General features: G+C 71.0%; 28 protein-coding genes and 5 tRNA genes. 26 read left to right on the top strand and 7 right to left on the bottom strand.

Going from position 1 to position 25,269, the window contains the following annotated elements:
- Positions 1-43 precede the first annotated feature (43 nt).
- From RI578_RS11680 to RI578_RS11655, 6 genes are all read left to right on the top strand, one after another.
- Entirely contained in the window at positions 44-778 is a 735-nt protein-coding gene (locus RI578_RS11680; protein ID WP_310871025.1) for an HAD family hydrolase, read from the top strand.
- 92 nt (positions 779-870) lie between these two features.
- Positions 871-942, top strand: a tRNA-Gln gene (locus RI578_RS11675).
- 39 nt (positions 943-981) lie between these two features.
- Positions 982-1,054: transfer RNA gene (locus tag RI578_RS11670), tRNA-Glu, on the top strand.
- A gap of 62 nt (positions 1,055-1,116) precedes the next feature.
- Positions 1,117-1,189 (top strand) — tRNA-Glu (locus tag RI578_RS11665).
- Between the two features lie 20 nt (positions 1,190-1,209).
- Positions 1,210-1,281: transfer RNA gene (locus RI578_RS11660), tRNA-Gln, on the top strand.
- Positions 1,282-1,308: 27 nt separating this feature from the next.
- Positions 1,309-1,381 (top strand) — tRNA-Glu (locus RI578_RS11655).
- Positions 1,382-1,563: 182 nt separating this feature from the next.
- Here RI578_RS11655 and ndgR read toward each other — a convergent pair.
- A complete protein-coding gene (gene ndgR, locus RI578_RS11650; protein ID WP_121749358.1) occupies positions 1,564-2,280 on the bottom strand; it encodes an IclR family transcriptional regulator NdgR in 717 nt (238 codons plus the stop codon).
- 197 nt (positions 2,281-2,477) lie between these two features.
- Between ndgR and leuC the strand changes: the two genes are divergently transcribed.
- From leuC to RI578_RS11630, 4 genes are all read left to right on the top strand, one after another.
- The gene (leuC, locus tag RI578_RS11645; protein WP_310871024.1) at positions 2,478-3,908 is read left to right on the top strand and encodes a 3-isopropylmalate dehydratase large subunit; all 1,431 of its coding nucleotides are present in this window, start codon (positions 2,478-2,480) and stop codon (positions 3,906-3,908) included.
- A gap of 5 nt (positions 3,909-3,913) precedes the next feature.
- The gene (leuD, locus tag RI578_RS11640) at positions 3,914-4,507 is read left to right on the top strand and encodes a 3-isopropylmalate dehydratase small subunit (RefSeq protein WP_310871023.1); all 594 of its coding nucleotides are present in this window, start codon (positions 3,914-3,916) and stop codon (positions 4,505-4,507) included.
- Positions 4,508-4,783: 276 nt separating this feature from the next.
- The gene (locus tag RI578_RS11635; protein ID WP_121749361.1) at positions 4,784-5,014 is read left to right on the top strand and encodes a hypothetical protein; all 231 of its coding nucleotides are present in this window, start codon (positions 4,784-4,786) and stop codon (positions 5,012-5,014) included.
- Between the two features lie 137 nt (positions 5,015-5,151).
- Positions 5,152-5,811 carry an HU family DNA-binding protein gene (locus tag RI578_RS11630; RefSeq protein WP_310871022.1) on the top strand — a complete coding sequence of 220 codons (660 nt, stop codon included), beginning with the start codon at positions 5,152-5,154 and terminating at the stop codon, positions 5,809-5,811.
- Positions 5,812-5,903: 92 nt separating this feature from the next.
- On the opposite strand, the gene RI578_RS11625 is transcribed toward RI578_RS11630, so the two are convergent.
- The gene (locus tag RI578_RS11625) at positions 5,904-6,107 is read right to left on the bottom strand and encodes a hypothetical protein (RefSeq protein WP_310871021.1); all 204 of its coding nucleotides are present in this window, start codon (positions 6,105-6,107) and stop codon (positions 5,904-5,906) included.
- Positions 6,108-6,116: 9 nt separating this feature from the next.
- Positions 6,117-6,755, bottom strand: a complete 639-nt coding sequence (gene cofC, locus RI578_RS11620; protein ID WP_310871020.1) for a 2-phospho-L-lactate guanylyltransferase — start codon at positions 6,753-6,755, stop codon at positions 6,117-6,119.
- Positions 6,756-6,898: 143 nt separating this feature from the next.
- Here cofC and RI578_RS11615 point away from each other — a divergent pair, with 143 nt between their 5' ends.
- From RI578_RS11615 to RI578_RS11605, 3 genes are all read left to right on the top strand, one after another.
- Positions 6,899-7,747 (top strand): lysophospholipid acyltransferase family protein, encoded by an 849-nt coding sequence (locus RI578_RS11615; RefSeq protein ID WP_310871019.1) that lies wholly within the window; start codon positions 6,899-6,901, stop codon positions 7,745-7,747.
- Complete coding sequence (locus RI578_RS11610; protein ID WP_310871018.1) at positions 7,744-8,754, top strand: NAD(P)H-dependent glycerol-3-phosphate dehydrogenase; 1,011 nt, start codon at positions 7,744-7,746, stop codon at positions 8,752-8,754. The genes RI578_RS11615 and RI578_RS11610 overlap by 4 nt, the downstream gene beginning before the upstream one ends.
- Positions 8,755-8,857: 103 nt before the next feature.
- A complete protein-coding gene (locus tag RI578_RS11605; RefSeq protein WP_310871017.1) occupies positions 8,858-10,015 on the top strand; it encodes a D-alanine--D-alanine ligase family protein in 1,158 nt (385 codons plus the stop codon).
- A 231-nt stretch (positions 10,016-10,246) separates the two neighbouring features.
- Here RI578_RS11605 and RI578_RS11600 read toward each other — a convergent pair whose 3' ends face one another.
- The gene (locus RI578_RS11600; protein ID WP_053137604.1) at positions 10,247-10,480 is read right to left on the bottom strand and encodes an Lrp/AsnC family transcriptional regulator; all 234 of its coding nucleotides are present in this window, start codon (positions 10,478-10,480) and stop codon (positions 10,247-10,249) included.
- Between the two features lie 233 nt (positions 10,481-10,713).
- Here RI578_RS11600 and RI578_RS11595 point away from each other — a divergent pair, with 233 nt between their 5' ends.
- The gene (locus RI578_RS11595; RefSeq protein ID WP_121749368.1) at positions 10,714-11,682 is read left to right on the top strand and encodes a thiamine-phosphate kinase; all 969 of its coding nucleotides are present in this window, start codon (positions 10,714-10,716) and stop codon (positions 11,680-11,682) included.
- On the top strand, positions 11,679-12,476 hold the full coding sequence (gene thiD / locus RI578_RS11590; protein WP_310871016.1) for a bifunctional hydroxymethylpyrimidine kinase/phosphomethylpyrimidine kinase: 798 nt from the start codon (positions 11,679-11,681) through the stop codon (positions 12,474-12,476). The genes RI578_RS11595 and thiD overlap by 4 nt, the downstream gene beginning before the upstream one ends.
- 179 nt (positions 12,477-12,655) lie before the next feature.
- Here the strand turns inward: thiD and rpmB are convergent, their stop codons facing one another.
- Positions 12,656-12,841 carry a 50S ribosomal protein L28 gene (rpmB, locus tag RI578_RS11585; protein ID WP_013000438.1) on the bottom strand — a complete coding sequence of 62 codons (186 nt, stop codon included), beginning with the start codon at positions 12,839-12,841 and terminating at the stop codon, positions 12,656-12,658.
- Positions 12,842-13,109: 268 nt separating this feature from the next.
- Between rpmB and RI578_RS11580 the strand changes: the two genes are divergently transcribed.
- The 9 genes from RI578_RS11580 to mutM all read left to right on the top strand — a co-directional run bounded on the left by RI578_RS11580 (position 13,110) and on the right by mutM (position 22,356).
- A complete protein-coding gene (locus RI578_RS11580; protein WP_310871015.1) occupies positions 13,110-14,843 on the top strand; it encodes a DAK2 domain-containing protein in 1,734 nt (577 codons plus the stop codon).
- A 91-nt stretch (positions 14,844-14,934) separates the two neighbouring features.
- A complete protein-coding gene (gene recG / locus RI578_RS11575; protein WP_310871014.1) occupies positions 14,935-17,151 on the top strand; it encodes an ATP-dependent DNA helicase RecG in 2,217 nt (738 codons plus the stop codon).
- A gap of 55 nt (positions 17,152-17,206) precedes the next feature.
- Entirely contained in the window at positions 17,207-17,818 is a 612-nt protein-coding gene (gene rsmD / locus RI578_RS11570; RefSeq protein ID WP_310875741.1) for a 16S rRNA (guanine(966)-N(2))-methyltransferase RsmD, read from the top strand.
- A 26-nt stretch (positions 17,819-17,844) separates the two neighbouring features.
- Complete coding sequence (gene coaD / locus RI578_RS11565; RefSeq protein WP_121749373.1) at positions 17,845-18,324, top strand: pantetheine-phosphate adenylyltransferase; 480 nt, start codon at positions 17,845-17,847, stop codon at positions 18,322-18,324.
- 121 nt (positions 18,325-18,445) lie between these two features.
- Entirely contained in the window at positions 18,446-19,558 is a 1,113-nt protein-coding gene (locus RI578_RS11560) for a cell division initiation protein (protein WP_310871013.1), read from the top strand.
- A gap of 145 nt (positions 19,559-19,703) precedes the next feature.
- Positions 19,704-20,348: a DUF177 domain-containing protein gene (locus RI578_RS11555; protein ID WP_121749375.1), complete on the top strand. Its 645-nt coding sequence runs from the start codon at positions 19,704-19,706 to the stop codon at positions 20,346-20,348.
- Positions 20,349-20,350: 2 nt separating this feature from the next.
- Positions 20,351-20,524, top strand: a complete 174-nt coding sequence (gene rpmF / locus RI578_RS11550; protein ID WP_006139588.1) for a 50S ribosomal protein L32 — start codon at positions 20,351-20,353, stop codon at positions 20,522-20,524.
- 7 nt (positions 20,525-20,531) lie between these two features.
- On the top strand, positions 20,532-21,392 hold the full coding sequence (rnc, locus tag RI578_RS11545; protein ID WP_310871012.1) for a ribonuclease III: 861 nt from the start codon (positions 20,532-20,534) through the stop codon (positions 21,390-21,392).
- Between the two features lie 106 nt (positions 21,393-21,498).
- The gene (gene mutM / locus RI578_RS11540; protein ID WP_310871011.1) at positions 21,499-22,356 is read left to right on the top strand and encodes a bifunctional DNA-formamidopyrimidine glycosylase/DNA-(apurinic or apyrimidinic site) lyase; all 858 of its coding nucleotides are present in this window, start codon (positions 21,499-21,501) and stop codon (positions 22,354-22,356) included.
- Positions 22,357-22,366: 10 nt separating this feature from the next.
- Here mutM and RI578_RS11535 read toward each other — a convergent pair whose 3' ends face one another.
- Entirely contained in the window at positions 22,367-22,762 is a 396-nt protein-coding gene (locus RI578_RS11535; protein WP_310871010.1) for a helix-turn-helix domain-containing protein, read from the bottom strand.
- 83 nt (positions 22,763-22,845) lie between these two features.
- Entirely contained in the window at positions 22,846-24,063 is a 1,218-nt protein-coding gene (locus tag RI578_RS11530) for a CAP domain-containing protein (protein ID WP_310871009.1), read from the bottom strand.
- Positions 24,064-24,241: 178 nt separating this feature from the next.
- On the opposite strand from RI578_RS11530, the gene RI578_RS11525 reads away from it, so the two are divergent.
- Positions 24,242-24,523, top strand: coding sequence for an acylphosphatase (locus RI578_RS11525; protein WP_064730025.1), 282 nt, complete (start codon positions 24,242-24,244; stop codon positions 24,521-24,523).
- A gap of 379 nt (positions 24,524-24,902) precedes the next feature.
- On the top strand, positions 24,903-25,115 hold the full coding sequence (locus tag RI578_RS11520; RefSeq protein WP_003973418.1) for a hypothetical protein: 213 nt from the start codon (positions 24,903-24,905) through the stop codon (positions 25,113-25,115).
- Positions 25,116-25,269 lie beyond the last annotated feature (154 nt).

Below are 25,269 nucleotides of genomic sequence, written 5' to 3'. Positions count from 1 at the left end.
GTACGGGCGGACGCCGCGGGCCCGACGGCGTTACCGTCGGATCATGAGCATCCGCGCCGTGGTCTGGGACGTCGACGACACCCTCTTCGACTACACCACCGCCGACCGCGAGGGCATGCGCGCCCATCTGGTGGCCGAAGGGCTCCTCGCCGGGTACGGAACGGCCGAGGAGGCCCTCGTGCGCTGGCGGGAGATCACCGACCAGCAGTGGGGCCGCTTCGCGGCCGGTGAAGTCGACTTCGTCACACAGCGCCGCGACCGCACCCGGGTCTTCCTGGGCCGGCCGGAGCTGACGGACGCCGAGGCCGACGACTGGTTCCAGCGTTACGTCACCCACTACGAGGCCGCCTGGTCGCTCTTCCCGGACGTGCTGCCCGTCCTCGACGCCCTCGCCGCCAGCCACCGGCACGCCGTGCTCTCCAACTCCAGCCTGACCGTCCAGGACCGCAAACTGCGCGTCCTCGGTGTGCACGACCGCTTCGAGGCCATCCTGTGCGCCGCCGAGCTGGGCGTCTCCAAACCCGAGCCCGGCGCCTTCCTGGCGGCCTGCGACGCCCTCGGCCTCGCCCCGCGGGAGGTCGCCTACGTCGGCGACCACCCGGAGATCGACGGCCGCGGCGCCGCCGACGCCGGGTTGCTGTCGGTGTGGATCGACCGCGGCGGCGTCTACGCGACCGTCGACCCGCCGGTCGGGCCGCGCCGTATCGCCTCGCTCTCCGAACTCCCCGCGCTCCTCGGCGCCGATACCCGTTTTGGAGCCCCGTCCACCTTCGGGTAATGTTCTTCCTGCGCCGCCGAGGAGCGGGCCGAAAGGGCCGGGAACCGGAAGCGCAACGCTAGAACAAGATCCCCCCGGGGCTTGCGTTCCAGTGGCCTATGGTGTAATTGGCAGCACGACTGATTCTGGTTCAGTTAGTCTAGGTTCGAGTCCTGGTAGGCCAGCTCGCAGAGCTTATCTGCGCCGCGGATCACATCCGCAAAGCCCCCGTTGTGTAGCGGCCTAGCACGCCGCCCTCTCAAGGCGGTAGCGCCGGTTCGAATCCGGTCGGGGGTACAGATCCTTCCCGCGGGGACGGTCAGGGTAGCTCCCGCCGTCGCTGATGCAGGATCGCTAGGGCCCCCGTTGTGTAGCGGCCTAGCACGCCGCCCTCTCAAGGCGGTAGCGCCGGTTCGAATCCGGTCGGGGGTACAAACTGGTCTAAACCACATTGGTCTATGGTGTAATTGGCAGCACGACTGATTCTGGTTCAGTTAGTCTAGGTTCGAGTCCTGGTAGACCAGCTCGGATCTGCGGAAACGCAGCTCCTCGCCCCCGTTGTGTAGCGGCCTAGCACGCCGCCCTCTCAAGGCGGTAGCGCCGGTTCGAATCCGGTCGGGGGTACAAGATCAGGAGGCCTCCCGCTTCGGCGGGGGGCCTCTTTTCATTGCGAGTCCCAGTCTGTTCAAGTCCCGGTAGGACCGGGCCGGTTCGGCGTCCAGGGTGCTGCTGGACGCCGGCGAGGAAAGGCCCGCCGCGGCGTTGAGGCGGGCCCCTTCCCGGGTCACGTGCCGAAGTGGGTGCGGTCAGCCCGTGCGGCGCAGGGCCTCGGAGAGGCGGCCGGCGGCGTCGATGATGGCCTGGGCGTGCATGCGGCCCGGGTGGCGCGTCAGGCGCTCGATGGGGCCGGAGACGGACACGGCGGCCACCACACGGTTGGAGGGGCCGCGCACGGGCGCGGAGACGGACGCCACGCCCGGCTCCCGCTCGCCGATGGACTGGGCCCAGCCGCGGCGCCGCACGCCGGACAGGGCCGTCGCCGTGAAGCGGGCGCCCTGCAGTCCGCGGTGCAGGCGCTCGGGCTCCTCCCAGGCCATGAGGATCTGCGCCGAGGAGCCGGCCTTCATGGTGAGCGTGGAGCCGACCGGGACCGTGTCCCGCAGGCCCGAAAGGCGCTCGGCCGCGGCCACGCAGATGCGCATGTCGCCCTGGCGGCGGTAGAGCTGAGCGCTCTCGCCCGTGACGTCGCGCAGGTGGGTGAGGACCGGGCCCGCCGTGGCGAGCAGGCGGTCCTCGCCGGCCGCCGCGGCCAGTTCGGCCAGGCGCGGGCCGAGAATGAACCGGCCCTGCATGTCGCGCGCCACCATACGGTGGTGTTCCAGCGCCACGGCCAGGCGGTGGGCCGTGGGTCGTGCCAGTCCGGTCGCACCGACCAACCCCGCGAGGGTGGCCGGGCCGGACTCCAGAGCGCTCAGGACGAGGGCCGCCTTGTCCAGAACGCCGACGCCGCTACTGTTGTCCATGAAACGATACTCGCGTCTCACTCTGTGAAACGCAAGTTCAATTTTCCATGGAACCCGCCACTCTTGATGGCAGGAAGTCACAACGGCCCGTGATGAGTGGGCCTGGTGGCGGTTGCCCGGAAACACAGGGGTGAGGGCACCGCTTCCCCAAGATCTCTAGTTGGGTCGGCGCTTTGTCGCCGGCCGGAGGGAAAGCGATGGGTAGGACACTCGCGGAGAAGGTCTGGGACGACCACGTCGTCCGGCGCGCCGAGGGCGAGCCCGACCTCCTCTTCATCGATCTGCACCTGCTGCACGAGGTGACCAGCCCGCAGGCCTTCGACGGCCTCCGCAAGAGCGGCCGTCCGGTGCGCCGGCTCGACCTGACCATCGCCACCGAGGACCACAACACCCCGACGCTCGACATCGACAAGCCCATCGCCGACCCGGTCTCCCGGGTCCAGCTGGAGACGCTGCGCAAGAACTGCGCGGACTTCGGCGTCCGGCTGCACCCGCTGGGCGACGTCGAGCAGGGCGTCGTGCACGTCGTCGGCCCGCAGCTCGGCCTGACCCAGCCCGGCACCACCGTGGTCTGCGGCGACTCGCACACCTCCACGCACGGCGCCTTCGGCGCGCTGGCGTTCGGCATCGGCACCTCCCAGGTCGAGCACGTGCTGGCCACCCAGACGCTGCCCATGGTCCGTCCGAAGACCATGGCGATCACCGTCAACGGCGAACTGCCCGACGGCGTCACGGCCAAGGACCTGATCCTCGCGATCATCGCCAGGATCGGCACCGGCGGCGGCCAGGGCTACGTCCTGGAATACCGGGGCGAGGCCATCGAGAAGCTCTCGATGGAGGCCCGGATGACCATCTGCAACATGTCGATCGAGGCCGGCGCCCGCGCGGGCATGATCGCCCCCGACGAGACCACCTTCGCCTACCTCCAGGGCCGCCCGCACGCCCCCGAGGGCGCCGACTGGGACGCGGCCGTCGAGTACTGGAAGACGCTGCGCACGGACGACGACGCCGAGTTCGACGCCGAGGTGGTCATCGAGGCCGCCGAGCTGGCGCCGTTCGTCACCTGGGGCACCAACCCGGGCCAGGGGTCGCCGCTGTCCGCCGCCGTCCCCGACCCGGCTTCGTACGAAGACGCTTCGGAGCGCTTCGCCGCCGAAAAGGCCCTGGAGTACATGGGGTTGGAGGCCGGGCAGCCGCTGCGCTCCATCAAGGTGGACACCGTCTTCGTAGGTTCGTGCACCAACGGTCGCATCGAGGACCTGCGCGCCGCCGCCGAGATCGTGCGGGACCGCAAAGTCGCCGACGGCGTACGGATGCTGGTCGTACCCGGCTCCGCGCGGGTGGGTCTGCAGGCCGTCTCCGAGGGCCTGGACGTGGTCTTCAAGGAGGCCGGTGCCGAATGGCGGCACGCGGGCTGCTCGATGTGCCTGGGCATGAACCCGGACCAGCTGGCCCCGGGGGAGCGCTCCGCGTCCACCTCCAACCGCAACTTCGAGGGGCGGCAGGGCAAGGGCGGCCGCACCCATCTGGTGTCGCCGCAGGTCGCGGCCGCGACGGCGGTCCTGGGCCATCTGGCCTCCCCGGCCGACCTGACCGCCGCCGACGTTCCCACGCCCGCTGGAGTCTGAGAGTCATGGAAGCATTCACCACGCACACCGGCCGGGCCGTCCCGCTGCGGCGCAGCAATGTCGACACCGACCAGATCATCCCCGCCCACTGGCTCAAGAAGGTGACGCGGGACGGGTTCGAGGACGGGCTGTTCGAGGCCTGGCGCAAGGACCCGGAGTTCGTGCTCAACCGCCCCGAGCGCGAGGGCGCCACGGTCCTGGTCGCCGGCCCCGACTTCGGCACCGGCTCCTCCCGTGAGCACGCCGTCTGGGCGCTGCAGAACTACGGCTTCAAGACCGTGATCTCCTCCCGCTTCGCCGACATCTTCCGCGGTAACTCGCTGAAGAACGGCCTGCTCACGGTGGTCCTCGACCAGAAGATCGTGGATGCCCTGTGGGAGCTGACGGAGAACGACCCGCAGGCCGAGGTCACGGTCGACCTGCAGGCCCGTGAGGTCCGCGCGGAGGGCATCACCGCCTCCTTCGAGCTGGACGAGAACTCCCGCTGGCGGCTGCTGAACGGGCTGGACGACATCTCGATCACCCTCCAGAACGAGGCGGACATCGCCACGTACGAGGCGAAGCGCCCGTCGTTCAAGCCGCAGACCGTCCAGGTCTGACCCCGGAGCCTCTTCGGAGGCCCCCGCAAGGTCGAGTTTCGGCCACCCAACACCCCGGCTGTACCCCCGATCGGCCCGATCGGGGGTACAGCCGTTTCTGCTGCCGGTCGCGTGTGTCTGTCACGGCTGTGTCGCTCAACTTCCCACGTTAGAGGCGTGGTTGCTGGGGTACGCGGGTCATGGAGGCGCGGCTTCCGGGTGTGCTCGGGAGGCCGTTCGAGGCGGCAGTTGCCCCCTGCGCAGGCGACAACTCGCCCCAGATGGCACAATCTGTGCATGGAACACGACGGCCAACTCGAGCTCTATACGGCGGTCGCGGTCCGGCTCAAGGAAGCGCACACAAGAGTGCGCGCACTGCAAGTCCCGGAGGGCGTACGGATGGCGCTGACCCGGAAGCTGCTGGTCATTACGGCCGCGGCCAAACACGATCTCGCCGGTGCGGCAAGGCGCCTGGATCGGTTCACCGCCGACCTCGACGAGGGTCGATTCCCCGAAGAGGAAGGCTGAACAGGCCGGGACCGCCCGAGTCCGTTGCGGCACAAGGGTGATTAGCCCGTTTCGTGTTTGATTTGCGGTATATATCTGCCTAACGTGCGAAAAAGCTTGAACACATTCGTTCTGGCGATGTCTCCGAAGGGGAAGACGTGAACAAGGCGCAGCTCGTAGAAGCGATTGCCGACAAGCTGGGCGGCCGGCAGCAGGCCGCCGACGCTGTCGACGCGGTCCTGGACGCCCTCGTCCGTGCAGTGGTCTCGGGCGACCGGGTCTCGGTAACCGGCTTCGGTTCCTTCGAGAAGGTCGACCGTCCGGCCCGTTACGCCCGCAACCCTCAGACGGGCGAGCGGGTTCGGGTCAAGAAGACCTCCGTGCCGCGCTTCCGCGCGGGCCAGGGCTTCAAGGACCTGGTGAGCGGCTCGAAGAAGCTCCCGAAGAACGACATCGCGGTCAAGAAGGCCCCCAAGGGCAGCCTGTCCGGCCCGCCGCCCACCATTTCCAAGGCCGCGGGCAAGAAGGCCGCCGCCAAGAAGGCCACGGGCGCCGCGAAGAAGGCCACCGGCGCGGCCAAGAAGACGACCGCGACGGCGAAGAAGACGACCGCCAAGAAGACCGCCGGCGCGGCGAAGACGGCGACGGCGAAGAAGGCCCCCGCCAAGAAGTCCACCGCCAAGAGCACCACGGCGGCGGCGAAGAAGTCCACGGCCAAGAAGGCCCCCGCGAAGAAGGCGACCGCCAAGAAGGCCCCGGCCAAGAAGTCGACCGCCCGCAAGACCACCGCCAAGAAGGCCACCGCCCGCAAGAAGTAGCAGGTAGCAGCAGGCGACCAGGCACAGGGGCACTCACGCGCCGGGCCGGACTCCCTCTCGGAGTCCGGCCCGCGGCGTGTTCGGGGCCCGTGTCAGAACGTCTGGAGCGTCACCAGCGTGACCCGGCGCTCCGCGCCCGCGCCCTCGGTCTCGATCCGCACCCGTTGTCCGGGCCGCAGCAGTCTCAGGCCCCCCGCGTCGAACGCCGCCGCGTCGAAGGGCACGGGCGTGCCGTCGTCGAGCAGCACCTGCCCGCTGCGGTTCTCGGGGTCGTACGTGTATGCGGTCGCCTGCATGTCGGCAGCCTACTGCCCGGCGATCAGCAACCGCGCCGCCACCGCGGCCGTACGGGGCCCCACCCCGAGCGCCAGCGCGATGCGCAGATCGCCGCCGGTGTCGACGTCCTGCCGTACGGAATCCACCGCGCCGAGCCGCAGTTCCACCGCGCCGGACGCGCGGTGCCGGGCCCGGGAATCCGTACCGAATACGGGGGCCAATTCACGGCCCGGTGCCGCGGCCAGCAGGGTCGTTCCGATTCCGGCCGCGTCCGGCAGAAAAGCGCGCGGGAATTGTGCCGCCGCCGCCAGGACCCGCGCCAATTCCGCCGGCCGCAGTGCGGGCAGATCGGCGTTGAGCGCGGCCACCGGACTTTCGGGACGTGCCGCCCGTACCGCGGCCGCACCGTGTGCCAGGGCCGCGTTCAGGCCGCCGCCGGGCTCGTCCCGGACGACCCTCGCGCCCAGCGCCGCCAGCTCCCGTCCGGCCCGCGCGTCGTCCGTGACTACTGCCACATCGGCCACCGCCGGGCAGGCCAGCGCGGCTCCGACGGTGTCCTGGGCGAACGCCAGCGCGAGGTCCGGCCGTACCCCGCCGTCCGCGGTGTCCGACAGCCTGCTCTTGGCCCGGGCGAGGGGCTTCACGGGTACGACCAAGGTCCACTGCACGGGCGTTCCGTCCTTCTCTCGTCGCTGTCATTGTCACCTGGGGGACCTGGCGGTTCACTCTCCGGGGCGTACGGTGTTCTCGACAGACGGGCGGCCCGGGGCGACACTTGTCCGGCCCCAGGCCCTGGAGGAAAGGTGTCAGCGTGCCCCGCCGCAGAATCGGCTTCTGGTACCGCTTCGCCGCGGTGATCTGCAAACCGCCGCTGGTGGTTCTGATCAAGCGGGACTGGCGGGGAATGGAGAACATTCCGGCCGATGGTGGATTTATCACCGCCGTGAACCACAATTCGCACGTCGACCCCTTCGCGTACGCGCACTACCAGTACAACACCGGGCGCGTCCCGCGATTCCTGGCGAAGAGCGGCCTTTTCAAGAAAGGATTCGTCGGTGCCGCGATGCGGGGCACCGGACAGATCCCGGTCTACCGCGAGAGCACGGACGCGCTGAGCGCCTTCCGGGCCGCGATCGACGCCGTGGAGCGCGGCGAGTGCGTCGCCTTCTACCCCGAGGGCACCCTCACCCGCGACCCGGACGGCTGGCCGATGACCGCCAAGACCGGTGCCGCGCGCGTCGCCCTGCAGACCAAGTGCCCGGTGGTCCCGGTCGCCCAGTGGGGCTGCAACGAACTGCTGCCGCCGTACGCCAAGAAGCCCAGCCTTCTCCCGCGCAAGACCCACCGCGTGCTGGCCGGCCCGCCGGTCGATCTGTCGCGGTTCTACGACAAGGAGATGACCACGGAGCTCCTGAAGGAGGCCACCGAGGTCATCATGGCCGCCGTCACCCGCCAGCTGGAGGAGATCCGCGGCGAGAAGGCGCCCGAAACCCCCTACGACCCGCGCCGGGAGCGGATCGAGCAGCGGCGCCGGACCCAGGCACAGCACCAGCAGACACAGCACCCGCAGACACAGCACCCGCAGACACAGAACCCGCAGCCGCCGAACGAGCAGGCACAGTCCCGGCAGTCGCAGCAGGCAGAAGGGCAGAGCACGTGAGCAACCCGGTCAAGGCGGCCGTCTTCGGCACCGGATCGTGGGGCACGGCCTTCGGCATGGTCCTCGCCGACGCGGGGTGCGACGTCACCCTGTGGGGGCGCCGCGCCGAACTCGCCGACGCCGTCAACTCCACCCGGACCAACCCGGACTACCTGCCCGGCGTGGAACTCCCCGCGGGCCTGCGGGCCACCACCGACGCCGCCGAGGCCGCGCGGAACGCCGACTTCACCGTCCTCGCGGTGCCCTCCCAGACGCTGCGCGCCAACCTCGCCGACTGGGCACCCCTGCTGGCGCCCGGCACGATCCTGGTGTCCCTGATGAAGGGCGTCGAACTCGGCTCCGCGATGCGGATGAGCGAGGTGATCGACGACGTCGCCAAGGTCGGCGCCGAGCGTATCGCCGTGGTCACCGGGCCCAACCTGGCCCGGGAGATCGCCGCCCGCATGCCGGCCGCCGCCGTGGTCGCCTGCCCGGACGAGTCCGTCGCCCAGCGCCTCCAGACCGCCTGCCACACGCCGTACTTCCGCCCGTACACCAACACCGACGTCATCGGCTGCGAACTCGGCGGCGCCGTCAAGAACGTGATCGGGCTGGCCGTCGGCATCGCGGACGGCATGGGCCTCGGCGACAACGCCAAGGGCTCCCTCATCACCCGCGGCCTCGCGGAGACCACCCGCCTCGGTGTCGCCCTCGGCGCCGACCCGCTGACCTTCTCCGGACTGGCCGGTCTCGGCGACCTGGTGGCGACCTGCTCATCGCCGCTGTCCCGCAACCACACCTTCGGCACCAACCTGGGCAAGGGCATGACCCTCCAGGAGACCATCGCGGTCACCAAGCAGACCGCCGAGGGCGTCAAGTCCTGCGAGTCGGTGCTCGATCTGGCCCGCAGGCACGGCGTCGACATGCCGCTCACCGAGACGGTCGTCGGCATCGTGCACGAGGGCAAGCCTCCGGTGGTCGCGCTCAAGGAGCTGATGTCGCGCAGCGCGAAGCCGGAACGACGCTGAGCGACGCCGGGCGGCACCGGAACGGAAGCTCGGCGTCCACCCGCGCCACGCGGTCCCGCCGACGCTGTCTCGCGGCACCGCGGACGGGTACTCTCAACGCGATATGAGCACCGAGAACCTCCCCCAGAGCCCCGAGCAGCCGCCTCGCAAACCGCGTGTGGCCGTCGTGTTCGGCGGGCGAAGCTCCGAACACGGGATCTCCGTGGTCACCGCCGGCGCCGTCCTCGCGGCCATCGACCGGACGCGGTACGACGTCCTGCCGATCGGCATCACCAGGGACGGCCGCTGGGCCCTCACCGCCGACGAACCGGAACGCATGGCGATCACCGAACGCCGTACGCCCGACGTCGAGGAACTCGCCGAGTCGACCGAGGGCGGCGTACTGCTGCCCGTCGACCCCGCCAGCCGCGAGGTCGTCTACAGCGAACCCGGCTCGGTGCCCAAGGCGCTGGGCGAGGTCGACGTCGTCTTCCCCGTGCTGCACGGCCCGTACGGCGAGGACGGCACCCTCCAGGGCCTGCTGGAGCTGTCCGGTGTGCCCTACGTCGGCGCGGGCGTGCTCGCCTCGGCCGTCGGGCAGGACAAGGAGTACATGAAGGCGGTGTTCACCTCCTACGGGCTGAAGGTCGGCCCGTACGTGGTGATCCGGCCCCGCGAGTGGGAGCAGGACCGTTCCGGCGCCCGCGAGAGGATCGTGGACTTCGCCGGCGAGCACGGCTGGCCGCTGTTCGTGAAGCCCGCGCGCGCGGGTTCCTCGATCGGCATCACCAAGGTCGACGACCTCTCCGGACTCGACGAGGCGATCGAGGAGGCCCGGCGCCACGACCCGAAGATCCTCGTGGAGGCGGCGCTGCGCGGCCGGGAGATCGAGTGCGGGGTGCTGGAGTTCGAGGACGGCCCCCACGCCTCCGTCCCCGCCGAGATCCCGCCGCCCTCGGAGCACGCGTACTACGACTTCGAGGCCAAGTACATCGACTCGACGCCCGGCATCGTGCCCGCCCCGCTCACGCCCGAGGAGACCGCCGAGGTCCAGCGGCTCGCCGTCGAGGCGTTCGACGCGGCCTCCTGCGAGGGCCTGGTGCGCGCGGACTTCTTCCTCACCGAGGACGACGAGTTCGTGATCAACGAGATCAACACGATGCCCGGCTTCACGCCGATCTCCATGTACCCGCAGATGTGGCAGGCGAGCGGCGTGAGCTACCCGGAACTGGTGGACCGGCTGGTCCAGGCGGCGCTGCGGCGGTCCACGGGACTGCGCTGACGTCCTGCTGCACGCACGCCCGGAAGGCGGTCCCCTCGGGGATCGCCTTCCGCAGTATGATCAGCGGGTTTCCCCGGCCCGCCGCTCGTCGGTGGCAGCGCCTTGTCCGGGTTCCGGAACAGCTCGGTGACCTTGTGCCCGGGGCGGGAACCACCGCCGACCCGCTGTCGTCTGCTGAGGAGCAGCCTGCGGCGGCGATCAGCAGAGCGAGAGCGAGCGGGCGGAAGGGGGTCAGAGATGAACGACCGGGCAGGTCAGAGTACGGGTGATGCCGTCCACTTGCTGGACCTTGGCGACCACCATGCGACCCAGGTCGTCGACGGTGTCGGACTGGGCGCGGACAATGACGTCGTAGGGTCCTGTCACGTCCTCGGCCTGGATCACTCCAGGGATCTTGCTGATCGTCTCGGCGACGGTCGACGCCTTGCCGACCTCCGTCTGGATCAGGATGTACGCCTGTACCACGGAACCTCCAGAGCGGCCACGAGGATCATGTGGGGAAAAGGAACGCCACGGTATCGCGTCACCGCTCTTCGCGGGGAGACCCGCGGGGCGCGGGCCCCGCGCGCCGGGGTACCGGAATGACACGAGTTGACGATCACGCCGACCGCGGTGACGGTCATTTCGACCGTAACGAGGACAGAGATGACGCGCGACCGGGCACGGACAGGGACAGGGACAGAAGGGGAGCCAAGGCGATGAAGGGCACTGTTGGTGAGCTGGGGGAGTTCGGGCTCATCAGGGAGCTCACCTCCCGTCTCACCACCACCCCGGCGGTCCGGGTCGGCCCCGGCGACGACGCCGCCGTGGTCGCCGCGCCCGACCGCCGGGTGGTGGCCAGCACCGACATCCTCGTGGAGGGGCGGCACTTCCGCCGGGACTGGTCCACCGCGTACGACGTGGGCCGCAAGGCGGCGGCGCAGAACCTGGCCGACATCGCCGCCATGGGCGCCGTACCGACCGCACTGCTGCTCGGCCTGGTCGTACCTGCCGAACTGCCGGTGACCTGGCCGACCGAGCTGATGGACGGGCTGCGCGACGAGTGCCAGGTCGCGGGCGCCTCCGTGGTCGGCGGCGACGTGGTGCGCGGCGACACCATCACCGTCTCCATCACCGCGCTCGGCGACCTGCGCAACCAGGAGCCCGTCACCCGCGGCGGCGCCCAGCCCGGCGACCTCGTCGCGGTGACCGGCTGGCTCGGCTGGTCCGCGGCCGGGTTCGCCGTACTGTCCCGGGGTTTCCGCTCGCCGCGCGCCTTCGTCGAGGCCCACCGCCGCCCGGAACCGCCGTACCACGCGGGGCCGGCCGCCGCGGGTCTCGGTGCCACCGCTATGTGCGACGTGAGCGACGGACTGATCGCCGACCTGGGCCACATCGCGGAGGCCAGCAAGGTCAGGATCGACATCCGCTCCGGCCAGATCGACATCCCGTCCCAGATGAACGACATCGGCCAGGCCGTCGGCGTCGACCCCATGCAGTGGGTGCTCACCGGGGGAGAGGACCACGCGATCGTGGCCACCTTCCCGCCGGACGTGAAGCTGCCCGCCCGCTGGAAGGTCATCGGCGAGGTCCTCAACCCCTCCGCGCTGCCCCAGGTGACCGTCGACGGGGCGCCCTGGACCAGCAAGGGCGGCTGGGACCACTTCGGAGAGGACGTGGAGTCATGACACCGCCCCTGGTTCTCACCGTGGCCGGCTCCGACTCCGGCGGCGGCGCCGGCATCCAGGCCGACCTGAAGACGATGCTCGCCCTCGGCACCCACGGCATGAGCGTGCTCACCGCGGTGACCGCGCAGAACTCACTGGGCGTGCAGGGCGCCTGGGAACTGCCCGTGGACGCCGTGCGGGCCCAGTACCGCAGCGTCGTGGACGACATCGGCGTCCAGGCGGTCAAGACCGGGATGCTGTCCTCGGCGGAACTGGTCGAGGCGGTCGCCGAGTTGATCGGCGGCACGGACGCCCCGGCGGTCGTCGACCCGGTCGGAGTCTCCAAGCACGGGGACGCGCTGCTGGCCGCCTCCGCGCTGGACTCCGTACGCACCAAACTGCTGCCGGTGGCGACCGTCGCCACGCCCAACCTCGACGAGGTCGCCCAACTCACCGGCGTACGGGTCGAGTCGGACACCGATCTGCGCCGGGCCGCGACGGCCGTACTGGAGTACGGGCCGCGCTGGGTGCTGATCAAGGGCGGCCACCTGGCCGGCGACGCCGTCGACCTGCTCACCGACGGCTCCGAGGAGCACTGGCTGCGCGCCCCGCGCCTCGACAACCGGCACACGCACGGCACGGGCTGCACCCTCGCGTCGGCCGTCGCCTGCGGTCTGGCGAAAGGGCGGTCGGTACCCGAGGCGGTCGCGGCGGCCAAGGAGTACGTCACCGGGGCGATCGCGGCCGGATTCGGGCTCGGCTCCGGCATCGGGCCGGTGGACCACGGCTGGGCGCTCGGGCGGGACCACGGCTGAGCCTTCGGGCGGGGTGGGCGCTCCCGCGGCGAGGCGGAGGATCACGGGGGCGCCGTCGGCCGTGTGCGGCCAGGGCTACCGGCCGGTCGAGTCTTCCGGCACGGCAAAAAGCCGGCCCACCCGAGGTGGACCGGCTCCATGCAGCGGACCAGGCAGTGGCCGCGCGCTCAGCTGACGCGTCAGCGCGAGACCTTCCCGGCCTTGATGCACGAGGTGCAAGCGTTCACGCGCTTCGGCGTCCCGCCGACCACGGTACGCACACGCTGGATGTTCGGGTTCCAGCGACGGGACGTACGGCGGTGCGAGTGCGAGATGTTGTTGCCGAAGCTCGGCCCCTTGCCACAGACGTCGCAGTTGGCAGCCACGGGTCACTCCAAAGACTTCAGATGCACTTACGGTTGACCCCGGCATGCCGGGATCAAGGTTCCGGGGCCGCGAGCGGTCCGGGGTCTGAGTGGCGGTGCCAGGGGGAAGAGCCCGATCGGGATCGGGCAACCGGAGCAGCATACAACGGCTGCTCCCGTACAACGAAACTACCATGGCAGCTCAGGGGCCCGCCCCCGGCCCTCTTCCGGTGGGCACCCTCCCAAGGTCTACGCTGCCTGCCACGTCCAGCAGCTCAGGGAGGCGCAGGTGGCGCAGGTGCCGCAGAGGTTCTTCGACGCTCTGGCGGTGCGTACCTGGTGCGGTCTGTCGCTGCGCGCGCTGGGACGGGCACGCGAGGAGATCGACGCGATCAACGTCTATCCGGTCGCGGACGGGGACACCGGCACCAACCTCTATCTGACCGTCGAGTCGGCCGTCGCCGCGGTGGAGGCGGTGTTCGCGGCGCACGCGGTGGACGCGGTGGACGCCGGGGAGCCGGACGCGGGCGGCGGGCCCTCGCTGGCCGATGCCGTGGGTGCCATGGCGCACGGCGCGCTGATCGGCGCGCGCGGCAACTCCGGGACGATCCTCGCGCAGCTGCTGCGCGGCATGGCCCAGGTGCTCACCGCCGGGGGTGAACCCGCTCACACCGACGGTCCGGGCCTGCGGCTGGCCCTGCGGCACGCGGCCGAATCCGCCCGGCAGGCCGTGGCCCACCCGGTCGAGGGCACCGTCCTGACCGTCGCCTCCGCCGCCGCCGACGCGGCGGACGACGCGGCCGAAGGTCCGGCCGACGAGGCGGCCGGAGGTGCGGAGGGCGACTGCGCGGCGGTGGCCCGGGCGGCCTACGAGGGTGCCCGCGCGGCGCTCGCCGCGACCCCGGGCCAGCTGCCCGTCCTGGAGCGCGCCGGCGTCGTCGACGCCGGCGGACGCGGCCTGGTGACGGTCCTCGCGGCCCTGGTGGAGACGTTCACGGGTCGTGCGCCGGGACCGGAACCGGTCGCCGTGCCGCACGCGCGCGCGGCGCACGGCGACGAGGCCGCGGGGGAGTGCGCGACGGAGGAGGGCGACGAGAGCGGTCCGGCCTTCGAGGTGATCTACCTCCTGGAGGCCGAGGACGCGGCCGTGGCGCGGCTGCGGCAGCGGCTCGACGCCCTGGGGGACTCGCTCGTGGTGGTCGGCGGCGACGGACTGTGGAACGTCCACGTACACGTCGACGACGCTGGCGCCGCCGTCGAGGCGGGCGTCGAGGCCGGGCGGCCGTACCGCATCCGCATCACCCACTTCGGGCACGGCGACGCGCACACCGCCGGAACCGGGCGCCCGCCGCGTGAGCGCACCCAGCGCGCCGTGGTGGCGGTCGTGCCGGGGGAGGGCCTGGCCGGGCTCTACACCGAGGCCGGCGCGACCACCGTGCTCGCGCGCCCCGGGGAACCGCCCGCGAGCGGGGAACTCGTCCAGGCCGTGCGGCGGGCACACGCGCGCGAGGTCGTGCTGCTGCCCAACGACGCCGAACTGCGCCACACCGCCGCCGCGGCGGCCGAGCAGGCCCGCACCGAAGGCATCCGCGTCGCCCTCATCCCGACCCGCTCCGCGGTCCAGGGCATCGCCGCGCTCGCCGTGCACGAGCCCGAGCGGCGCTTCGACGAGGACGTGGTCGCGATGACCTCGGCGGCGGGCGCCACCCGCCACGCCGAGGTCGCCGTCGCCGAACGCCAGTCGTGGACCACGGCCGGCATCTGCCAGGCCGGCGACGTGCTCGGCCTCGTCGACGGCGACGTGGCCGTGATCGGCGCGGACGTCACGGAGGTCGCCGCGACCGTCCTGGACCGCATGCTCGCGGCCGGCGGCGAGCTGGTCACCCTGGTCCTCGGCGACGAGGCCCCCGAGAGCGTCACCGCCCACCTTGAGGCCCGCGTCCGCGAGGCGTACCTCGCCGTCGACACGGTGGTCTACCGGGGCGGCAGGCAGGGCGCGCTGCTGCTGATCGGCGTGGAGTAGCGCGGCGGTACCGCCGGTCACCCGGGAGGCGTGCGGCCGATACCGCCGGTTTCCGGGGAGGTGCGGGGCATTGTCAGTGGCGTGGTGTGCAATGGATCCCGTGCCCGCACTGCGAGAACCCCTGAAGAAGGTGCTCGGCCCCGCCACCGCGAAGGTGATGGCCGAGCATCTCGGCCTGCACACCGTCGGCGACCTCCTCCACCACTACCCCCGCAGATACGAGGAGCGCGGCCAGCTCACCCACCTCGCCGACCTGCCGATGGACGAGCACGTCACGGTGGTGGCCCAGGTCGCCGACGCCCGCCTGCACACCTTCGCCTCGTCGAAGGCGCCGCGCGGCAAGGGGCAGCGCCTCGAAGTGACCATCACGGACGGCCACGGCCGCCTCCAGCTGGTCTTCTTCGGCAACGGCGTCCACAAGCCCCACAAGGAGCTCCTGCCGGGCACCCGCGCGATGTTCGCGGGCAAGGTCTCCGTCTTCAACCGCCGACTGCAACTGGCCCATCCGGCGTACGAGTTGCTGCGCGGCAGTGATGACGACGACCCGGCCGAGAGCGTCGAGTCCTGGGCGGGCGCCCTCATCCCCCTCTACCCGGCCACCGCCAAGCTGGAGTCCTGGAAGATCGGCAAGGCGATCCAGACGGTGCTGCCCAGCGCGCAGGAGGCCGTCGACCCCCTCCCCGGCTCCCTGCGCGAGGGACGTGGCCTGGTCTCCCTCCCCGAAGCCCTCCTGAAGATCCACCGCCCGCACACCAAGGCCGACATCGAGGACGCCCGCGCCCGCCTGAAGTGGGACGAGGCCTTCGTCCTCCAGGTCGCCCTCGCCCGCCGCCGTCACGCCGAGACCCAGCTCCCCGCCGTCCCGAGGAAGCCGAGCCCGGACGGCCTGCTCACGGCCTTCGACGACCGTCTCCCCTTCACCCTCACCGACGGCCAGCGGAAGGTCTCCCGGGAGATCTTCGACGACCTCGCCACCGACCACCCGATGCACCGGCTGCTCCAGGGCGAGGTCGGCTCCGGGAAGACGATGGTGGCCCTGCGCGCCATGCTCGCCGTCGTCGACGCGGGCGGGCAGGCCGTGATGCTGGCGCCCACCGAGGTGCTCGCCCAGCAGCACCACCGGTCGGTCGTCGAGATGATGGGGGAGCTGGCCGAGGGAGGGATGCTCGGCGGCGCCGAACACGCCACCAAGGTGGTGCTGCTGACCGGCTCGATGGGCGCCGCCGCCCGCCGTCACGCCCTGCTCGACCTGGCCACCGGCGAGGCCGGCATCGTCATCGGCACGCACGCGCTGATCGAGGACAAAGTGCAGTTCCACGACCTCGGCCTGGTCGTCGTCGACGAACAGCACCGCTTCGGCGTCGAGCAGCGCGACGCCCTGCGCGGCAAGGGCAAGCAGCCGCCGCATCTGCTCGTCATGACCGCCACGCCGATTCCGCGCACCGTCGCCATGACCGTCTTCGGCGACCTGGAGACCTCCGTCCTGGACCAGCTCCCGGCCGGCCGTTCCCCGATCGCCAGCCATGTCGTCCCGGCCGCCGACAAACCGCACTTCCTCGCCCGCGCCTGGGAACGGGTCCGCGAGGAGGTGTCGGGCGGTCACCAGGCGTACGTCGTCTGCCCGCGCATCGGCGACGAGGACGACGCCCCGAAGAAGGGGTCCCAGAAGCCCCCCGAGGGAGACGCGGAGAAGCGGCCCCCGCTGGCCGTCCTCGACGTCGCCGAGCAGCTGGCGAAGGGCCCGCTCCAGGGCCTCAAGGTCGAGGTCCTGCACGGCCGGATGCAGCCCGACGACAAGGACGCCGTCATGCGCCGCTTCGCCGCCGGGGAGACCGACGTCCTCGTCGCCACGACCGTCATCGAGGTCGGCGTCAACGTTCCCAACGCCACCGCGATGGTGATCATGGACGCCGACCGCTTCGGCGTCTCCCAGCTCCACCAGCTGCGCGGCCGCGTCGGCCGGGGCTCCGCCCCCGGCCTGTGCCTGCTGGTCACCGAGATGCCCGAAGCGAGCGCGGCCCGGCAGCGGCTGGGCGCCGTCGCCGGCACCCTCGACGGCTTCGAGCTCTCCCGCATCGACCTCGAACAGCGCCGCGAGGGCGACGTCCTCGGCCAGGCCCAGTCCGGCGCCCGCACCTCCCTGCGCGTCCTCGCCGTCATCGAGGACGAGGAGATCATCGCCGAGGCGCGGGAGGAGGCGGCGGCGGTGGTGGCCGCCGACCCGGAGCTGACGGGTCTGCCAGAACTGCGGACGGCACTGGACGCCCTCTTGGACGAGGAGAGGGAGCAGTACTTGGAAAAGGGCTGACATCGCCCCCCCCAGGGGCGCGGGGAACTGCGCGACCAGCCACACTGAACGTAAGATCGCCCACCATCAAGGACCCAAGATGACCCGCGTGATCGCCGGCAAAGCCGGCGGACGTCGCCTGGCAGTCCCGCAGGGAACCGGCACCCGCCCCACCTCCGACCGCGCGCGCGAGGGACTCTTCTCCACCTGGCAGTCCCTGCTCGGCGGCCCGCTGGACGGCGAGCGGGTCATCGACCTGTACGCCGGTTCCGGCGCCGTCGGCCTGGAGGCGCTGTCCCGGGGTGCCGGGCACGTCCTGCTCGTCGAGGCCGACGCCCGCGCCGCCCGTACGGTCCGGGAGAACGTCAAGGCGCTCGGCCTGCCCGGCGCCGAGGTCCGGGCGGGCAAAGCGGAACAGATCATCCGCACCCCGGCACCGGCCGAGCCGTACGACATCGTCTTCCTGGATCCGCCGTACGCCGTCTCGGACGACGATCTTCGGGAGATCCTGCTCACACTCCGCACGGAGGGGTGGCTCACCGGGGAAGCGCTCGTCACCGTGGAGCGCAGCACCAGGGGCGGCGAATTCCGCTGGCCCCAGGGCTTCGACGCGATCCGGTCCCGTCGCTACGGCGAGGGAACGTTTTGGTACGGTCGCGCCGCCTCTACGTGCGAAGACGCACGATGACCGGACCGGAGAGCGAGGGAACTCAAGTGCGCCGCGCCGTCTGTCCCGGGTCATTCGACCCGATCCACAACGGACATCTCGACATCATCGCCCGTGCCTCCAGCCTCTATGACGAGGTGTACGTCGCGGTGATGATCAACCGGTCCAAGAAGAGCCTGTTCGAGATCGAGGAGCGGATCGACCTCATCCGCCAGGTCACCGCCGAGTACGGGAACGTGCGCGTGGAGTCCTTCCACGGCCTCCTCGTCGACTTCTGCAAGCAGCGCGAGATCCCGGCCATCGTCAAGGGCCTGCGCGCCGTCAGCGACTTCGACTACGAACTCCAGATGGCCCAGATGAACAACGGCCTCTCGGGCGTGGAGACCCTCTTCATCCCCACCAACCCCACCTACAGCTTCATGTCGTCCTCCCTGGTCAAAGAGGTCGCCACCTGGGGCGGCGACATCTCCCACCTGGTGCCGCCGCTGGTCCTCGAAGCCCTCTCCGGACGCCTGAAGAAGGACTGACGCCCCCGTCGTACAGCTGCCGGAGACTGACTGGCCGTCACCCGGTGTCCCCCGGACACCCCAGGGTCGTACAGTCGTCCCGTCCGTCTCCAACACAGCTGTAGAGAGTGGCGAGCACACGGTGGACGTGCAGAAGAAGCTCGACGAGATCAGCGCGATGGTCTCCGGCGCCCGCGCCATGCCCATGTCGGCCTCGTGCGTGGTCAACCGCGCCGAACTGCTCTCGATGCTGGAAGAGCTGCGCGCCGAGCTGCCCGGATCCCTCGCCCAGGCCCAGGAGCTGATCGGCGACCGCGACCAGATGGTCGCGCAGGCCCGCCAGGAGGCCGACCGGATCATCGAGAGCGCGCAGGCCGAGCGCGGTTCCCTGATCTCCGACACCGAGGTCGCCCGCCGCTCCCAGGCCGAGGCCGACCGGATCCTCGCCGAGGCCCGCCAGGAGGCCGAGGAGGTCCGCGCCGAGGCCGACGACTACGTCGACTCCAAGCTCGCCAACTTCGAGGTCGTCCTCACCAAGACCCTGGGCTCCGTCGGCCGGGGCCGCGAGAAGCTCCTCGGCACCGGACCCGGCCTCGACGAGAACGGCTACGAGGACGAGGACGCCCCCGAGCGCAGCCACGACCCGGAGATCCTGCGCCGCGACGCCGACACATACGTCGACACGAAGCTCGGCGCCTTCGAAGCCGTGCTGGCCAAGACCCTGGACGCCGTCGGCCGGGGCCGCCAGAAGCTGCACGGCCGGATCGCCACCGACGACCTCGGCGCCCTCGCGGACGACATGAGCACCGTCCAGCACTCCAGCGACGCGGACTACCTCGCCGGCCTCTCCGACGCCCCCGCCGTGCGGCCCCACCAGCGGGAGTACGGCGAGCAGCAGCAGCCGGCGGCGGCACAGGTACCGGCGCAGGCCGTGCCGGAGATGCCGGCGCAGCAGCCGGCGTACGGCTACGCCCAGCAGCAGCCCGATCCCTACGCCGGCTACCAGCAGGCCTACGGCGACGGGCAGGACCCGTACGGCTACCAGCAGCAGACGGCGGACCCGTACGCCTACCAGTACGACCCCCAGCAGCAGGCCTACGACGGACAGCAGGGCTACGCCCAGCCCCAGCAGCCCCCGCAGCCGCAGCAGCCCCCGCAGGCTCAGCCGCAGGCCCTCGACGAGACCAGCCTCTTCGACACCAGCATGATCAGCGCGGAGCAGCTGAGGGCCTACGAACAGGGCCGCGGACTCTAGCCCCGGGCGTCGTCCCGGGCCGGATTGGGCCGAAAGCGAATGGTCCAGTATCCTGGCTCTTCGGTCGCGCGTACGTCCGCGATCGCCGCTGCCCGGGAACACCGAAGGGCGGCAACCCCCACACTCACGAAGACCGAAAGCAGGAATGGTTCTGAACGCGCGCCTCGACCACCGCAACCCCCTCGTGTTCGACACACACGAGCTGGGACGGCGGCCCGGTGCGCTCCAGCGCCTGACCCGCACGGTCGACGCTCCCAAGGACTTCGGTATCCAGGGAGTCATCGGAGTGCCGGAAGGCGCCCCGGTGGAACTCGATCTCCGGCTCGAGTCGGTCATGGAAGGGGTGCTCGTCACGGGTACCGCCCGTGCCAAGGCCGAGGGGGAGTGCGTAAGGTGTCTGGAGCCGCTCGAGCAGCAGCTTGTGGCGGACTTCCAGGAGATGTTCTCGTACCCTGACGCCGACGACCGGGGCCGCCCTGTGGCGGAGCCGGCCGACGACGCCGAGGAAGACGAGGACAGGCTCTTCGTCGAGGACGGACTGATCGGCCTCGAACCCGTGCTGCGCGACGCGGTGGTGCTCGCACTGCCGATGCAGCCGGTGTGCCAGGAAGACTGCCCGGGTCTGTGCTCCGAGTGCGGAGCACGCCTGGCGGACGACCCGGACCACCACCACGACGCCGTCGACATTCGTTGGGCGGCTTTGCAGGGACTCGCCGGTTCACTCGGAGACGGCGAGAAGGACGAGATGAGCGGCGCCGAACCTGGCGTCGACGAGAAGCAGGAGAAGTAGCCGTGGCTGTTCCGAAGCGGAAGATGTCGCGCAGCAACACGCGCCACCGCCGGTCGCAGTGGAAGGCTGCGGTCCCCACCCTGGTTGCGTGCGAGCGCTGCCACGAGCCCAAGCTGCAGCACATCGCGTGCCCGGCTTGCGGCACTTACAACAAGCGCCAGGTCCTCGAGGTCTGAGCGGCTGGTGAGAGGCACTGTGTCAGTCCCCAAGAAGGCGGAAGACGCCAAGGCGGACCCACCCGCCAAGAAGAAGGCGGACACCCAGGCCTCGTCCCACACGCTTCTGGAAGGGCGGCTCGGCTATCAGCTCGAGTCCGCCCTTCTGGTGCGTGCACTGACCCACCGTTCCTACGCGTACGAGAACGGCGGTCTGCCGACGAACGAGCGGCTGGAGTTCCTCGGTGACTCCGTCCTCGGCCTCGTCGTCACGGACACGCTGTACCGCACCCACCCCGACCTGCCCGAAGGCCAGCTGGCCAAGTTGCGGGCCGCGGTGGTCAACTCGCGTGCGCTGGCGGAGGTGGGCCGTGGGCTCGACCTCGGCTCCTTCATCCGGCTCGGCCGCGGTGAAGAGGGCACGGGCGGCCGGGACAAGGCATCCATCCTCGCCGACACCCTTGAAGCGGTGATCGGCGCGGTCTATCTCGACCAGGGCCTCGACGCGGCCTCCGAACTGGTACACCGCCTGTTCGACCCGCTGATCGAGAAGTCCTCGAACCTCGGCGCCGGCCTGGACTGGAAGACCAGCCTCCAGGAACTCACCGCGACCGAAGGGCTCGGCGTCCCCGAGTACCTGGTCACGGAGACCGGCCCGGACCACGAGAAGACCTTCACTGCTGCCGCCCGCGTCGGAGGCGTCTCGTACGGCACCGGCACCGGCCGCAGCAAGAAGGAGGCGGAGCAGCAGGCCGCGGAATCCGCGTGGCGGTCCATCCGGGCCGCGGCGGACGAGCGCGCCAAGGTGACCGCGGCCGAAGCGGCGGCCCAGCCCGCCGCCGAAGCAGCGGCCCAGCCGAGCGCCGACGCCCCGTCGGCCTCTGCCTGATCCGTCCGATCCATCTGATTCATCTGATTCATCGCACGTTCCGAACGCCCGCCCCACTCCAGGGGCGGGCGTTCGGCTCGACCACCGGACCGTCCGAGGGGATGCCATGCCCGAGTTGCCCGAGGTCGAGGTCGTACGGCGCGGCCTGGAGCGCTGGGTCGCCCACCGCACCGTCGCCGACGCCGAAGTGCTGCACCCGCGCGCGGTACGCCGGCACATCGCCGGCCCCGACGACTTCGCCCACCGCCTCAAGGGCCACCGCATCGGCACGCCCAGCCGCCGGGGCAAGTACCTGTGGCTGCCCCTGGAGGACACCGGCCAGGCGATCCTGGCCCACCTCGGCATGAGCGGCCAGCTGCTGGTCCAGCCGCACGAGGCACCGGCCGAGAAGCACCTGCGCATCCGCGTCCGCTTCACCGACGCCCTGTCCACCGAACTCCGCTTCGTCGATCAGCGGACCTTCGGCGGCCTGTCCCTGCACGACACCACCCCCGACGGGCTGCCCGACGTCATCGCGCACATCGCCCGCGACCCCCTGGACCCGCTCTTCGACGACGAGGCCTTCCACCTCGCGCTGCGCCGCAAGCGCACCACGATCAAACGGGCCCTGCTCGACCAGTCACTGATCAGCGGCGTCGGCAACATCTACGCGGACGAGGCCCTGTGGCGCTCCCGCCTGCACTACGAACGCCCCACCGCGACCTTCACCCGCCCCCGCACCGCCGAACTCCTCGGCCACGTCCGCGACGTGATGAACGCGGCCCTCGCCGTGGGCGGCACCAGCTTCGACAGCCTCTACGTCAATATCAACGGCGAGTCCGGCTACTTCGACCGGTCGCTCGACGCGTACGGCCGCGAGGGCCTGCCCTGCCGCCGCTGTGCCACACCGATGCGCCGCCGGCCGTGGATGAACCGCTCCAGCTACTTCTGCCCGAAGTGCCAGCGGGCGCCCCGCCCGGCCTAGAAGAGCACGCCTAGAGCTGCCGGGCGTCATACCGCTCACGCGACGCGAGCACCTCGTCCATCCGCCCCTCCAGGCACTGGATGAGCGCGATCAGCCGCCCGGCCACCGCGTGTCCCAGCGCGGTGAGTTCGTAGTCCACGCGGGGCGGGTTGGTGGGCTGGGCCTCGCGGTGCACCAGGCCGTCGCGCTCCAGCGCGTGCAGGGTCTGGGCCAGCATCTTCTCGCTGACGCCGTCGACGCGGCGCCGCAGCTCGTTGAACCGGAAGGAGCCCTCGTGCAGCGCGCCGAGCGTCAGCGCGCCCCAGCGCCCCGTGACGTGTTCCAGGGTGCCGCGCGAGGGACAGGCCCTGGAGAACACGTCGTACGGGAGGTCCTGCTCCTCCGTGCGCTCCTGCGTGGTCGACATGCGCCCAGCGTACGTGAGCGCAGCGCTGAGTCGCAGGTCGCGCTGAGCCCCGGACAGCGCACCGGCGCTCCCCGGAGGCTGCTCTAGTAGCCGAAGTTCTGGGTCCACCACGGACCGCCGGAGCCGAAGTGGACTCCGACCCCCAGGGTCTGGAAGTCGCAGTTCAGGATGTTGGCCTTGTGGCCCGGGCTGTCCATCCAGGCGTCCATCACGGCCTGGGCGTCGGCCTGTCCGCGGGCTATGTTCTCGCCGCCGAGGCTGCTTATCCCGGCCGCCTCGGCCCGGTCCCAGGGGGTCGCGCCGCTGGGGTCGGTGTGGTCGAAGAAGCCCTGCTCCGCCATGGCCTGGCTGAAGTCCTCGGCCAGCTCGCGCAGCGCGCTGTTCGCGGCCACCGGGCTGCAGCCCACCTTGGCCCGCTTGTCGTTGACGAGCTTGAGCACCTGGGCCTGGGCGACGGCCTCGTCCGACACGGCGGCTGGCGCGCTGGGCTGCTCGGGCTTCTTGTCGGCCGGACGCGACGGCGTGGGCTTCGGCTTCTTGCTGGGAGTCGTCTCCGGCTTCTTGGTCTTCGACGGTGTCCCGGCCGGGGCGGCGGGCTTCGACGCCGATGCCGAGGGCGAGGACGGCGCGGAGGAGGAGGACTCGGAGGAGGACGAATCGGACGGGGAGGACTCGGCGGACTGGGAGGACTGGGAGGACTCGGCCGCCTCGGAGGGCGACGAGGACCGGTCGGTGCCGCGGCTCGTGGAGGCGTCGCCGCCGCGGCCGGCCTCGGCGCTGCCGGAGGTGCCGCCCTGCTCGGACGGGGTGTTCGTCGGGGCGTCCTGGGACTGCACCCGGTCGCCCCCGCCGCTGCCGCCGCCCATCCGGTAGTTGTCGAGCCCGGGCACCGCGCCCGTGGCCACCGCCACGGTGCCGATGGCGACCGCGGCCGAGACACCGAGCAGACCCGTGCGGACCGGGGTGACGCCCTTCCTCTTGCGGCGGCGGTGCGTGCCCGCGCGCTGCGGACCGTCGTCGGGGGAGAAACCGTCGCTCGGGAAGGGGACCGTGCGGCCGGCCCGCGGGTGGCCCTCGCCCCCGTCGCCGTCCGGGTCGTCCGGCGCGAACAGGTAGGCGTCGCTCTTGGCACGGACCTCGGCGTACGCCTCGGGGTTCAGGTAGGGCGCGATCCCCATCGTGGGGCGGTCGCCCGGGGCCTGCGGGTCACGGCCCCGCTCCGTCGCGCCGTCCGGCTGATGGCCCCCCGCGGCGCGGCCCGTGGCGGCGCGGCCGGCGGCGGAGCGTCGGTGGCGTCCCATGTTCTGGCCTTCCTCGTCCTCGCGCTGGACGTGTCCTCGCGGTCGACGTGTCCTCACGATCAACACGGAACTCACACGATCGAGTGAGTTTCAGGTGAGTTTCATTGGGTGGGGACGGTACCGCATGGCGCCAGGGGGTGAAGTGTCCGGCGAGACATTGACTGGTTAGGTTGCAGTCATGAGCGAGGATGTACGACTGGTCGCGTGGGTGCGCGGACAGGTCCAAGGTGTGGGTTTCCGCTGGTTCACGCGGGCCAGGGCGCTGGAGCTCGGCGGGATGAGTGGCTTTGCTCTCAATTTGGCCGACGGGCGTGTCCAGGTCGTCGCGGAGGGCCCGCGCGAGCGCTGCGAAGGACTGCTCGACTGGCTGCACGGTGACGACACGCCCGGACGAGTGGACGGTGTCACCGAGATCTGGGACACACCCCGCGGGGGCTACGAGGGCTTCGCCATCCGCTGACGCCGGACCGCGCGGAGGTCCCCCGGAGCCCGGCAGGATCGTCCGGGGAGAGGTGTCCGCAGCGGAAACGGGCAGGTGGTTGCCAAGAACGACGGGTCGTGGCAGGCTCCGCACGCAGGATGATCGCCACGCCCCCAGGGGCCCGCAGGAGTCGCCGCGTCGCCGTTTCCAGGCCGTGTGCGCCCGGGTGCCCGCCGATACGGGGCGTGATCGTGTTGACCGTCAAACTTTTTGGTGAGACGCTGAAAGCCCCGCGCACCTTAGCTGTTTGGCATGGTTGAACGGCAGGAAAAACTCCAAAGTGCCAAGCACCGCGGGTGCGATCCCTACACGACCCACACCGCTTCGGTCGGTCACTCATTGTGGAGGACCATCCATCATGGCAAAGGCGCTTCTCGGTTACGTCGGCGGCTCCGACCCTCGACTCCTCGCCGAGATGCGACGGCTCCAGCAGCGCGTCCAGGACCTGGAATCCGAACTCGGACGGATCCAGGCGGAGAACGACGCGTTGGCGGCTGCCGCTTCTCACGACAGGATCATGGAGAGCATGGAGAGCGTTGACGCACACCAGGCGGAGCCTGCGCTCACCTGATCACTGCATCGCTCCAACACGGCACGGCAGTGGTTGGGCCCGTCCGTACAACCGCTCAGGTGTCAGAGTCTGCAAGGGACGCTTCGGCGTCCCTTCTTTCTTTCCTGCCCCCGTCTCCGCCGCCCGGCCCGCCCGGTCCTCCCCCGCGCATCCT

Source organism: Streptomyces sp. BB1-1-1, from assembly GCF_031597775.1.
GTDB classification, from domain to species: Bacteria; Actinomycetota; Actinomycetes; order Streptomycetales; family Streptomycetaceae; genus Streptomyces; species Streptomyces thinghirensis.
This window is presented reverse-complemented; position numbering and strand designations above follow the sequence as displayed.